Source organism: Salinispirillum sp. LH 10-3-1 (assembly GCF_030643825.1).
Taxonomy (GTDB): Bacteria; Pseudomonadota; Gammaproteobacteria; order Pseudomonadales; family Natronospirillaceae; genus Salinispirillum.
In genome coordinates this window covers 2,835,037-2,847,281 of record NZ_CP101717.1, presented here as the reverse complement: position 1 = coordinate 2,847,281, position 12,245 = coordinate 2,835,037, and the positions used below count along the sequence as shown (strand labels likewise).

The window sequence follows — 12,245 nt, the reverse complement described above, 5'->3', positions numbered from 1 at the left end:
CTCGGTTTAGGGTTGCACTGGTTTTTCCTCTGGCGTTTCAATGGCTGCGACCAAGGGCAGCGCCGGGACGCGCCGCTGACTGATCATAACGCCGGCGAATACCAAACCGATGGCTAACCATTGCTGTAAGTTCATCGTCTCTTGCAACAAAATCATGGCAAAGAACAACGTGAATACGGGCAAAAGGTTGGTATAGCCCGCTGTCGTCGTGGCCGATATCTGGCTCAACGCATAGTTGTACAGACCGTAAGCGCCTAAGGTCACCACTATGCCCAGATACCCGAGCGTGGCCCACGTGCTCCATGCAATGCTTTCCGGCCAAGGCTGAGTCATCGCCAAGGGTAAGAAGAAAATCGTCCCCACAAAGGTTTGCATGGCAGTCAGAAACAACGGGCGATAACCGCTGGTCAGCTTCTTCACCAAGAGGGTGTAACCCACCGCACTGGCCATGGCCATAAATTCGAGGAAATTCCCCAGAGCGGGGTTGGGTGCCGTTTCACTGATCTCGCTATGCCACGACATCCAAAAAACCCCCGCAACGGCAATCAGAAAACCGCCCCACTGGTAACGACTGATCTGCTCACGCAGAAAGAACCACGCCCCTGCTGCGACCATCAGCGGCAGCATACTGGTGACCATACCGGCTTGGCTGGCGGTGGTGTATTGCAAGGCCATGGCTTCAAAAACGAAATACAGGCAAGGTTCGAACGCCGCCATACCGAGCAACCATTTCCAATCACCGCGTTGGTAACGGACACCGCCACGCCACAAGGGCATGATCAGCAGAAACGTCACACTACCTATAAGCATGCGCAGAAAGATCACCTGCATCGGGTGTAAAATACCCACCGCTACTTTTAAGGCAATAAATGAACTGCCCCAGATGGCCATGGCCAGCAATAAGGCGAGGTGCGCGCGAACGGTCGGTGTCATGGAAAGAGCGACTCCCAAAAAGAGGCGCGTATTCTCGCAGAAATAATGCGAATGAAAAGAGGGAGTTCAGTGAAGCGACGAATTGTCTGTCAACCACCGCAGACATCCAATAATGCCGACCTTAGCTGCGTGACGAAACGGCCAAGAGCGCGCCTGCTGAGACGAACATGCCGCCAAACACTCGGTTCTGCAAGCGCACCATGCGCACATTATTGAACCAATCACGAAAACGCCCTGCCAGTAAGGCGTAGCCAGTCATGATCACGACATCCACTGCCACCATGGTCAGCCCTAGGATAAGATACTGCGGAACCTGAGGCGCTTGCAGGCTGATAAACTGAGGCACCAGCGCCGCTATAAAAATGACGGCTTTCGGGTTGGTCAGGTTGACCAGCAGTCCTTGGCGAAACAAGTGGTTAGTGGCAGCTAAATGCACTTTACTGGCGTCAACAGCGGTGACGGGCGCACGCCATTTTTGAACGCCAAGCCACACTAAATAAACTGCCCCCACGACCTTGAGTGCCAAAAATGCGGTATCAGACGCCGCCAGCAGGGCACCCAAACCAATGGCTACAATTGCCAAATGCACCAAAAGAGCTATTTCCAATCCCACTAAGGCTTTCAAAACGGCGGTGTAGCGATAGCGTAAACCGGTCGCCAGTACCAAGACTGAGCCCGGCCCTGGTGTGGCGGCTATCACTACGGCAGCGGCCACGAAGGCCAGCCAAATACTCAGCGTCATATTAACTCCCTCAGCGCGGATGGTCGGCTACAAAGGCTTCGAGCGCTGTAACCGTGTGTGTATCCAGTATGCCAAGCCGGGGCGCATCATAATAGCCCAAGGCTTCAAGATAGGTTTGGGCATCTCGTAACTCCATGCGCATACCGACACGGCCAAGGTTGGCTTGTACAGTGCCGTCGGCGTAGCCCAAACGGTCCAATGATCGGTAGAGGCGTTGCCGCACTTCCGCTTCACTGAGGTGGCTGACGGCCGACTCAATGGGTTGGGGGCGCATATTGTCACAGCCACTGAGCACAACAGATAGCGTGACGATGCCGATGAGTAATGAGATAAATCTTTTCATGTTGAACATGATGACATCCATGGGCATAAAAATGCCGCCCGAAGGCGGCTTACATAACGGCAGTGGGAGCGCTTATTTCACGCGTTGAATCTCACCACTTTCAATTTTCGCCCAGTATTTGTCCACTTCACGTTTCACCACAGGCATCAACAAGTACAGACCGATGATGTTAGGGATCGCCATGGCAAACAGCATGGAATCAGAGAAGTCGATAACCGGACCCAAGCTCATACTGGCACCGATGATGATGAACAGGCAGAACACGAGGTTATAAGCATTTTCTTTTGCCTTGCCTTCACCCACCAAGTAGGTCCAGCTCTTCAGACCGTAGTACGACCAAGCGAACATGGTAGACAGGGCAAACAATACCACAGCAACGGCCAGGACAATCGGGAACCAAGGAATAACCGTCGCGTACGCGGCAGACGTCAACTCAACACCGGTTAACTCAGTCACCAAAGCACCACTGATGATGATGACCAGAGCGGTCATGGTGCAGATCACCACGGTATCAATGAATGGCTCCAGCAGGGCAACAAAGCCTTCAGATACTGGCTCGCTGGTTTTTGCTGCCGAGTGCGCAATGGCTGCGGAACCGATACCGGCTTCGTTGGAGAATGCCGCACGGCGGAAACCCTGAATCAGCGCGCCGAGTACACCGCCGACGACACCTTCACCCGTGAAAGCGCCGGAGAAGATTTGGCCAATCGCCCAGCCGACCATGTCGATGTTGACGATGATGATGACCATACCTGCCAAGAAATACAGGCCGGCCATGAACGGAATCAGCTTTTCAGTGACGCGACCAATGGCCTTGATACCGCCGATGATGACGCTACCCACAATGATGGCCATGCCCAGGCCAAACAACCAGCCTTTACCGGCTAGGAAACTGTCTGCACCGCCCGTGACGTTCACCACTTGTGAGAACGCTTGGTTGGCTTGGAACATGTTGCCGCCACCCAATGCACCACCGATACAGCAGATGGCAAAAATAATGGCAAACACTTTACCCAAACCGCCCAGACCACGCTCTTCACGCAGACCGCGCTCGAGGTAGTACATCGGTCCACCGGATACCTTGCCGTCAGGCAATTCGTTACGGTACTTCTGACCCAGAATACATTCGGTGAACTTCGAGGCCATACCGAGCAGACCGGCGAGGATCATCCAGAAGGTTGCGCCGGCACCACCGATAGACACGGCTACCGCCACACCCGCGATGTTACCCAAACCGACAGTGCCTGACAGTGCCGTGGTCAGCGCTTGGAAGTGCGATACCTCACCGGCGTCACCGGGCTTGGAGTAACGACCGCGCACCAGGTCAATGGCGTGCTTAAAACCGCGAAACTGTACAAAGCGGAAAAAGAAGGTGGCAACCAAGCCACAGATGACCAGCCAGCCTACGATCAATGGAAACTGCACGCCCGCAATGGGAACAGAATAGAAGATAACATTCACGATGGGGTTGGCGATGGGTTCAAAGATGCGACTGATGGCCGCATCAATACCCGACTCTTGAGCGAATGCGCTGACCGAGGTGATGCAAAGCGCAAACAATGCGCCTAGCTGTTTAAATAATTTTGGCATGAGAGGTGATCTCCAAGTTGTTATTGTTTTTTCCAGCTCAAGGAACGACGGTAACGGGTACAGGTGAACTCTGTACCAGCGAGAGCCCCAGGCTACCCACCAACACATTTTTCAGTTTGGAGGCGCCTTTACGCCCCACGAAAATCTGTGCTCCAGATTTTTCTTTAGCAATTTCGCACATCAGCTCGGTTGGGTTGCCATAGCGCACTTCACTGGTTACGGAGAGTCCTTGCTTGCTAAGTGCTTCAACTGTGGGGGCAATGAATTTTTCTGCACTGGCGACTTCTTTTACTTTGCGTGCATGCCGTTCGCGCAATTCGTCTTTAGATAAAAAGGTATAGGGCGACCATTCCAGAATGTGTACCAGATGCAGCGTGCCACTTTGCTGCTTTGCACAGGACACAGCAAAATCGAGGGCTCGCTTGCACGAATCGGTGCCATCAAACCCCACAATGAATGTACTGGCCATGATGTGTTCTCCATTTTATTGTTGTTTTGACGCTGTCGCGATACAGCACTGCGCTAGCATCTCGAGGGCGTAGAGGATTTTCTACCTCAAAGCAATTAAACCTTAGGCTTAAGAAAAAGAGCTGTAAAGAAAAAATAGCCCGCTAAACGGGCTGATTTGTGCGTTTAGTCAATAAATCAGTACTTTAGTCAAAAAATCATTACCATCCTATGATGCTCAAGGGGTCCCGGTCTCAGGCACGGTGAGACTAAGTACTGCTGCGAGCGAAGGACGCAATCGCACTATAAGCTCTACTGAGCAGCGATGCTCCCTGTACTGTCTGTCGTTTCTGGGCAAGAATGTGATTCCCACTCTTAAAAAGGAACTTAACCCATGTTGATCAGTAATCTCGAAATCGTCCCAGGCCGTGCTGTTAAAACGCATCTCGGCTTGGTGCAAGGCAGTACTGTGCGCGCCAAGCATGTGGGTCGTGATATCGCGGCGACCTTGAAAAACATCTTTGGCGGGGAGTTGCGCGGCTATACCGAATTGCTCAATGATTCGCGCGATGAGGCCATGCAGCGCATGATCACGCAGGCGGCCAGTCTGGGCGCCAATGCAGTATTGAATGTCAGGTTTTCTACCAGTTCGGTGGCGCAAGGAGCTTCAGAACTATTCGTTTATGGCACCGCTGTTATCCTGGAGTAATCGGTAATGTTGCTGACAGTCATTCTGCCATTGCTGGCACCGTTGGCCCTGCTCATCACTGGTTACGTGGTTGGTGGTTATTTAGAGCGTCGCCATTTCGAGCGCCTTGCACTGGGCGAAGCCGAGCAGGACTTGCCTACCGCCATTGCCTTACGACATTGTCCAGAGCAGATGCAATATTGTGGGCTGGTGATGGGCTCGGTGGTGATATCGCACGACTATTTCAAGCGCTTCCTGGCCATTATTCGTATGCTGTTTGGCGGTCGTTTGCGCAGTTATGAAACGCTGCTTGAACGGGCGCGCCGTGAAGCGCTACTGCGCCTGCGAGAGCAAGCTCGTGCGCTGGGTGCTACCCACGTGTACAACCTGAAGTTTGAAACCGCAACCATTTCCGGGCGCGGTCGACAGGCGGGAATTGGTTCATTGGAGGTCTTTGTATACGGTACGGCGGTGCGTACCTGAACACCATTGCCCTTTACCCATTGCCGAGTTCAGCTTCGCCCATTAAACTCATGGAACCCCAGAATTACGCTCTGCCTATTTGGTAGCGCGAAATCACCACCATCAGAATAACAGGAAACACTATGGCAGCGTTTGGTACGGTTTTTATGCCTGAAATGGCACTGGCCCAATTTGACGGATCTGATTGGAACGCGCCGAAAATAGTGCCGTCCGACAGCCTGACATTGCACCCCGGTGCCCATGTACTGCACTATTCCAGTACCTGTTTCGAAGGTTTAAAAGCCTTTCGCCATGCCGATGGCTCGGTCAATATCTTCCGTATGGACCGGAATATCGCGCGTCTTATCCAAAGCAGTGAGTTGCTGGCGTTACCAGCGTTTAAGGCCGAGCTATTGCACGACATGATCGTTGACGTGGTGGGCCGGTTCGCGTCTGACGTGCCAGAACCACCGGGCTCTATGTACATTCGTCCTACCCACATTGGTACCGAAGCGGCCATTGGTAAGGCTGCAGCGCCGACGGCGTCATCGCTGTTGTATGTGTTGCTGTCGCCAGTGGGTGACTATTTTGCCGGTGGCGATAAAACACTGCGTTTGTTGTTGGAAGAAGATGGCGCGCGCTGTGCAGCCCACATGGGCATGGTGAAGAGTGGCGGTAACTACGCCAGTGCCTTGCAGCCCATTATGAAAGCACGGGCCAGCGTTCAAGCCGATCAGGTATTGTTTTGCCCCGGTGGCGATGTACAAGAAACCGGTGCGGCGAACTTCTTGTTGATCGACGGTAACGAAATCATCACCAAAGCACTCGACTCAACCTTCCTACATGGCGTGACGCGTGATTCCATTCTGACATTGGCGCGTGATATGGGTATGACTGTGTCCGAACGCGCCTTGTCCGTTGAAGAGCTGGTTGAGCGCGCTGGCCGTTCCGGAGCCGAAGCTGCCTTGTCCGGCACCGCTGCGGTATTAGCACCCGTTGGCACACTGATTCATCAAGACAAAGAAGTGATGGTCGGTGATGGTAAGGTCGGTCCGGTCACCATCAAACTGCGCCAAGCCTTGAATGATATTCAGTGGGGTAAGGCGGAAGACAGACACGGCTGGTTAACGAGAATTTAAAGCTTCCCAGGAGAGAGTGGGGCGGAAGTCCGACTCTCTCTTCTTGCTGTTATTACGGTACACTAGGCAGGCATTCGCTGATTCCGGTGGCACCATGAAGATCCCGTTCGATAATTCCTATGCACGCTTGCCCGAGCGCTTCTTTGCGCGCACATCACCCGTGCGTGTGCCTGAACCGGCGTTGATTGCGTGGAATGAGGCGCTGAGCGCCGAATTAAATATTCTGGCCGACCCTTCCGACACCTCCTTGTTGGCGCGGGTGTTTTCCGGCAATCAGCTACCCGAAGGGGCTGACCCCGTGGCGCAGGCGTACGCTGGTCATCAATTTGGTCAGTTTGTGCCGCAGTTGGGCGACGGACGGGCAGTGCTGTTGGGCGAGGTCGTCGATCAGCACGGTCAGCGCCGCGACATTCAATTGAAAGGGGCGGGGCGTACGCCTTTTTCTCGTGGCGGCGACGGCCGCGCGCCCATTGGCCCAGTGCTGCGTGAATATCTGGTCAGCGAAGCCATGCATGCGTTGGGTGTCCCGACAACCCGGGCGCTGGCTGCAGTCCGCACGGGCGAATCCGTTTTTCGCGACTATGCTCAGCCTGGGGCTATCATCACACGCATCGCCGCCAGTCATATTCGTATCGGTACCTTTCAGTATTTTGCTGCGCGCGGCGACCAAGAGGCGCTGAATACCTTGGTCGATCACAGCTTGGCACGGCATTACCCCGATGCCTTACCGCAAGCACCCAAGGAGATGCCAGCCAGCATGGTGCTGTTGGAGCAGGTCGTGGCGCGCCAAGCGCAACTGGTGGCGCACTGGATGTCGCTGGGCTTTATTCATGGCGTAATGAACACTGATAACATGACGATTTCCGGTGAAACCATTGACTATGGTCCCTGTGCGTTTATGGAGCAGTACGACCCACAGACAGTGTTCAGCGCGATTGACCGAGACGGTCGTTATGCTTGGCACAACCAACCACGGATCGCGCAATGGAATCTGGCACGCTTGGCGGAAGCCCTGCTCAACGCGAATGACGACCCCAGTAGCGCACTGCCCGAGGCCGAGCGCCTTATTGGTAGCTTCATGCCGCAGTATGAGGCCGCGTGGCGACAGCGTATGGGAGGTAAGCTGGGCTTGCATCAGTTGGATGAAAGCGACGATGCTCTGATACAACAGCTGTTGGACGAGCTGTATCAGCAACAGGCCGACTTTACCCAGAGCTTCCATCAACTCATCGCGAGGCGTACCCATGCACAAGCCCCAACCGTGGTGTCGGCGCAGTGGCTTTCGGCTTGGCTGGACAGGCTGGCGCAAGCGGACACCACGGTCGACGAGCAGGTGGCCGTGATGCGGCAAAGTAGCCCCAGCGTGATTCCGCGTAACCATTTGGTGGCTGAAGTCATTGCTGCGGCGGAAGACGATGCGGATTACGCGCCCTTTCAGCGTTTATTGGCTGTTGTGACGGCACCACAGCACGCACCGGAGGATGCGCGATTGATGCAGCCAGCCGAGCCGCAAGAGCGAGTGTTTCGCACCTTTTGTGGCACCTGACTTTACCCGCCTTCGCACTTTCAACTAATCTTGAAGCGGAGAACACTGGGCAGCTTGAGGAGAAGCGCACATGGGCAAAAGGATACTCTTTGTTGCATTAGGACTGGCATCGCTCGCCTTTGGATACTGGCTGATGACCCTGGGGTTTCAGTCATTGACTCAGTTTCGTCAGGTTGAACGCCTGCCACAGATACCGGTAGCGGCTGTGCTGCCCGGTGAAGTGAATCTGGATGGTACGGCATGGCCTGTCACCTCAGAGCAACTCATTGCCGCGCCTGATACCCAAACTCCCACTCTGTACTACCGCTATTTGGTTGAGCGAGAAGTGCGGGATTCCGAAGGTAGAACCAGCTGGAGTACCGTAAGCAATCGAGTGTATTCGGTTCCTTTCCTGTTGCAAGACGCCAGCGGTCGCATACTGGTCGATGCCGCCGGTCATAGCGCCTCATTGCCGTTGTCGCATCGCGTGCGTGTGGGCGATATGCGTTATTCTGAATACCGCATTGACCCAGGCCAAAGCTTATTCTTGCTGGGCTATGCACAGGAGACTGCCGCCGGTATGAAGGTGGTGTTCAACGTGCCGGGCAGCTATACCCCTTTTATATCAGCCTTTGGCGAAAGCCATGAGCGTAGCCAGATCGCCTTTTATAGCTTGTTGCAAATTATTGCCGGGCTAGGCGCGGCCGCTCTGGCGGTGTATTTGTTATGTCTGGCCTTGCAGATTCATAAAACCGTTGTATTTCTTGGTTTTATGTCCATGACCATCATGCTGTTGCTGGTCTATCAGGGCCTCAATATGGCGCGTGATGATGTGCAGGATGCCGTTGATCGCTTGCATCGAGTGGTGCATCAAGGACAAATTGCGATTGCGGAGGCGCTTGAAGAGGCCGGTTTAGGCTGGTCTGGTCAATGGCAAGAGTTGCCATCACTCGAGCAGATGGCGACCTTGAGTGCCGCACAACAGGAACGGGTGCAGGGTGTGCGGCAATACCTGTTGCTCTCTGCCGAGCGCACAGAGCGGCTATTGACGAATTGGCCCGAACGACTGTTTGCGCTTGATGTTGCTCTGCCCGCTTTGGCCATCACGGATGCCGAGCAAGTTGCGCTGCAGCAAGTCAGCAGTGCATTTGAGAGTACCCGCCTAAAAACCTGGCAGGCAGCGGTGTTTGTCGGCTTCGGAGCCCTGGCACTCTGGTTGGGGTTGGTTTATGGCTTCAAGTTTGTGAAGCTCAAACGGCTGATCGAGAACATACCGACCTCGCCATTAAACGGCGTTGCCTACGGGCTCTCGGAAGTGGTTGGTAAGGCGGCGTTGCCAGAGAATCAGTCACTACTCGCAGGGCCGCTAACCGAACGGCCCTGTCTCACCTACCTATACCAAGTACAGGAGCGCCGCGGAAGCGGAAAGAACGCCAAATGGGTCACCATCAAGACCGACAACCAGTGGCAGCCGTTTAATCTTGTGCATGAAGACAGTACGCACACGTCGGCGGGATCAATCGAAATAGTTCCGCAACACAGTGACTTGATTCTCCGCGAATCCGAGGTGAGAACAGAAGGAAAACTGCGTTACACCGAGCGCGTTATTGAGCCGGACACCACCATGTACGTGTTGGGCCCGGCGTTGGTCGCGCCAGAGCGTGCTGAACTGCATGTACGTGCCAGCGACCATGACGAAGACCCTTTCATCATCAGCGATCTGACCGAACGTGAAGTCATGCTGTACAAAGTACGGCGCGGTTTCATCCTGTTGGCGGTTGGTATGGTGGGCGGGTTAGCCATGGCCTTAGGTTTGGCGGGGCAAACGGGCAGTTTCGGGGTGTTGCCTTGGCTGCTCTGCGCGGGTATTCCCTTGCTCTATCAACTATTGGCGCTCAGTGTGCTGATGTACAACGACCTGGTGTTTTTGCGCCAGCGGTGCTTCAAGGCTTTGGCGAATATAGAGGTGGCACTGAAGAAGCGTAGCGACCTTATTCCGCGGTTGGAGCAAATCGCTAAAGCTTACTTGCAACATGAAGAGCAGCTGCTGAGTGTCATCACCACGCTGCGCCAGCAGCTCGATAAGCGGGATTGGACGGCAGCCGACAGCAGTCACTATCTCCACACTGAGCGACAGCTGCACGAAACTTTGGCAGTGCGCATGGAAGCCTACCCAGACCTCAAGGCCGATGAAACCATGCGCCACTTGATGAGCAGCCTGACGCAGATGGAAGATGAAGTCAGCCTGATGCGCATTGGCCATACTCTGGCGGTAGAGCGTTACAACACGCGCCGTTTACAGTTGCCAGAAGTGGTCTTGGCTCTGCTGTTTGGCTTTCGGCGGTTGCCCACTATGCCCTGAGGCCAGATGAACGGCGAGTGTATGATTTTTGTACGAAAGTGCTCAGTACACTGGCTTAGTAGGCGTCTGCTGTATAAAATGTAAACAATACGGTTTTGCTAGGGTCTTGCTATGGCAGTGTCACTGAATGCGTCTCCCTCCATACCCTCAACCAGTCAATTCACCCAACTGGCCAAGCAGGGCAGTACGGGTTTAAGAATTAATTCCGCCGCGGACGATGCGGCTGGCGTGGCTATTGCCCAAGGCTTTACCTCGCAAGGGCGAGGAATGACCGTGGCCATGCGCAACTTAGGCGATGGCATGAGCCTGTTACAAACCCGCAGCGGCACCGTGTCTGGCTTCACTGAACAAGTGCAGCGCATGCGTGAACTGACCATTCAAGCCAATAACGCCACCAACGGCCCGCAAGAGCGGGATTTACTGAACCGTGAGTTCACCGCGTTGCGTGACAGCATCGTTGAGCAAGTGGGCAGCGCCGCCTTCAATGGTCGCCCGCTGTTCGGTGACGGCGCGCAGACGTTCCAGACCGGTCCGAATGCCGGCCAAACGACGGTAGTAGAAGGCAATGCGTTACCGGATGCCTTGGCCGAGATAGACTTCAGCAACCTGACATTGAACAGCAGCGGAGACCTCGGCAACGTCATTGAGCGGTTGGATGATACCTTATCGGCGTTCACTGCCAGCCAGGTGCAGGATGGTGCCGTTGCGAACCGGTTTGAGCAGCAGTCCAATAATCTAAGTCAGCAGCGCTTGGACAATGCCGCCAGCTTGAGCCGTATTCAAGACCTCGACTTCGCTAAGCTTGCCAGTGATCTGGCGCAGGACGATACGCGCAGTCGGGCGCAAATACTGTTGCAAAGCCAGGCCAATGCTAACCGTGGTGATGTGTTGCGTTTGATCTCGTCGTAATTCTACCCAGCAGGTTTAAATACTCGCCGTAGGTGACGCGTTACCGCGTTGCGTATTCCTGCTGCACCAATCCTTCGTACATGCGCTCGGCGGCGAGCTTCAGTGTAAGCGCATCTTCCTTCGTCATGTTGGACAAACACCACAGTTTAAGAGGTATTTCCTCCGCTTGCGTGCGCAGCGTGTGACCGTCGTCCGTCAGTTGCATCAACCACTGACGTTCGTCATCCCTTCCTTTGTATCGCTGTATCAGTCGCTTTTGTTCTAGGCGTTTTAAGATGGGCGTCAGGGTGCCAGAGTCCAGCCGTGTCTGTTCGACCAAGCGCTTTATCGGGACGTCATCCTGCTCCCACAAGGCGAGCATCACCAGGTATTGCGGGTACGTCAGCCCTAGCGGTTCAAGCAAAGGGCGGTAGGCGCGCACGAGCGCGTTGGTCACGCTGTACAGCGAATGACAGACTTGGTTGCGCAGAAACAAATGCTCTGACGGCTGGGTATGGGCGGCGGACGACATGATCGCTCAACTCATTCTAGACTTTTAAGGTATTTATTTTGCGCACAAGGTATTGACGGGTCAAGTGTTTTGTCCTATTGTTTTGCGCACAAGATAAATTCAGTCAACTCAGGACGACCTTATGCAAATGTTATGGTTCATTCCGCTCGCTCTCATCGCTTTGGCCTTTATTGCTATCTACACACAGAACGCACGCGTGCCTGCACTGGGTCACGACCATGGTCAGTTAAAGCCGCTAAGCAAAGACCCTAATGGTGTGTCCACCCAAACGGATGACCCTGCCAAGCGCGTGCAGCCGTGGCCGTTCAAAGGCGATCGTAGCAGCACCATGCAGGCTATTCGCAACGCTGTTGAACTTTATGGCAATGCCGAAGTCCAAACGCAACAAGATGACTACCTGTATGTGGTGTTTGTCACCAAACTGATGCGCTACCGCGACGACGCCGAGTTTTACCTCGACGATAAGACGCAGCAGGTACATTTTCGCTCAAAAAGCCGGGCCGGCAAGTCAGACTTGGGACTGAACGCCAAGCGTTTTGCCCGCCTGACAGAACTCTATCAACAAGCTGACGTCAACGCCGCGCAGTGAAAGAA

The 12,245-nt window shown here is 54.4% G+C and carries 13 protein-coding genes; 7 read left to right on the top strand and 6 right to left on the bottom strand.

Annotated elements, in window-relative coordinates:
* Positions 1–6 precede the first annotated feature (6 nt).
* The 5 genes from NFC81_RS13015 to NFC81_RS12995 form a co-directional block, all read right to left on the bottom strand.
* Positions 7–933: a DMT family transporter gene (locus tag NFC81_RS13015; protein ID WP_304994910.1), complete on the bottom strand. Its 927-nt coding sequence runs from the start codon at positions 931–933 to the stop codon at positions 7–9.
* Between the two features lie 121 nt (positions 934–1,054).
* Positions 1,055–1,675 (bottom strand): homoserine/homoserine lactone efflux protein, encoded by a 621-nt coding sequence (rhtB, locus tag NFC81_RS13010; RefSeq protein ID WP_304994909.1) that lies wholly within the window; start codon positions 1,673–1,675, stop codon positions 1,055–1,057.
* Positions 1,676–1,685: 10 nt separating this feature from the next.
* The gene (locus NFC81_RS13005; RefSeq protein WP_304994908.1) at positions 1,686–2,027 is read right to left on the bottom strand and encodes a peptidoglycan-binding domain-containing protein; all 342 of its coding nucleotides are present in this window, start codon (positions 2,025–2,027) and stop codon (positions 1,686–1,688) included.
* 63 nt (positions 2,028–2,090) lie between these two features.
* Positions 2,091–3,608 (bottom strand): alanine/glycine:cation symporter family protein, encoded by a 1,518-nt coding sequence (locus NFC81_RS13000; RefSeq protein ID WP_304994907.1) that lies wholly within the window; start codon positions 3,606–3,608, stop codon positions 2,091–2,093.
* 37 nt (positions 3,609–3,645) lie between these two features.
* Positions 3,646–4,077 carry a universal stress protein gene (locus NFC81_RS12995; protein ID WP_304994906.1) on the bottom strand — a complete coding sequence of 144 codons (432 nt, stop codon included), beginning with the start codon at positions 4,075–4,077 and terminating at the stop codon, positions 3,646–3,648.
* A gap of 372 nt (positions 4,078–4,449) precedes the next feature.
* On the opposite strand from NFC81_RS12995, the gene NFC81_RS12990 reads away from it, so the two are divergent.
* The 6 genes from NFC81_RS12990 (at position 4,450) to NFC81_RS12965 (ending at position 11,140) form a co-directional block, all read left to right on the top strand.
* On the top strand, positions 4,450–4,764 hold the full coding sequence (locus tag NFC81_RS12990) for a YbjQ family protein (protein ID WP_304994905.1): 315 nt from the start codon (positions 4,450–4,452) through the stop codon (positions 4,762–4,764).
* 6 nt (positions 4,765–4,770) lie between these two features.
* On the top strand, positions 4,771–5,226 hold the full coding sequence (locus NFC81_RS12985; protein ID WP_304994904.1) for a YbjQ family protein: 456 nt from the start codon (positions 4,771–4,773) through the stop codon (positions 5,224–5,226).
* Between the two features lie 122 nt (positions 5,227–5,348).
* Entirely contained in the window at positions 5,349–6,344 is a 996-nt protein-coding gene (locus NFC81_RS12980) for a branched-chain amino acid aminotransferase (protein WP_304994903.1), read from the top strand.
* Between the two features lie 94 nt (positions 6,345–6,438).
* The gene (locus NFC81_RS12975; protein ID WP_304994902.1) at positions 6,439–7,890 is read left to right on the top strand and encodes a protein adenylyltransferase SelO; all 1,452 of its coding nucleotides are present in this window, start codon (positions 6,439–6,441) and stop codon (positions 7,888–7,890) included.
* 70 nt (positions 7,891–7,960) lie between these two features.
* Entirely contained in the window at positions 7,961–10,231 is a 2,271-nt protein-coding gene (locus tag NFC81_RS12970; protein ID WP_304994901.1) for a LemA family protein, read from the top strand.
* 111 nt (positions 10,232–10,342) lie between these two features.
* The gene (locus tag NFC81_RS12965; protein WP_304994900.1) at positions 10,343–11,140 is read left to right on the top strand and encodes a flagellin; all 798 of its coding nucleotides are present in this window, start codon (positions 10,343–10,345) and stop codon (positions 11,138–11,140) included.
* A gap of 40 nt (positions 11,141–11,180) precedes the next feature.
* On the opposite strand, the gene NFC81_RS12960 is transcribed toward NFC81_RS12965, so the two are convergent.
* Complete coding sequence (locus tag NFC81_RS12960; RefSeq protein ID WP_304994899.1) at positions 11,181–11,651, bottom strand: MarR family transcriptional regulator; 471 nt, start codon at positions 11,649–11,651, stop codon at positions 11,181–11,183.
* A gap of 121 nt (positions 11,652–11,772) precedes the next feature.
* Between NFC81_RS12960 and NFC81_RS12955 the strand changes: the two genes are divergently transcribed.
* Positions 11,773–12,240, top strand: coding sequence for a DUF1499 domain-containing protein (locus NFC81_RS12955; protein WP_304994898.1), 468 nt, complete (start codon positions 11,773–11,775; stop codon positions 12,238–12,240).
* The last annotated feature ends 5 nt before the right edge of the window (positions 12,241–12,245 follow it).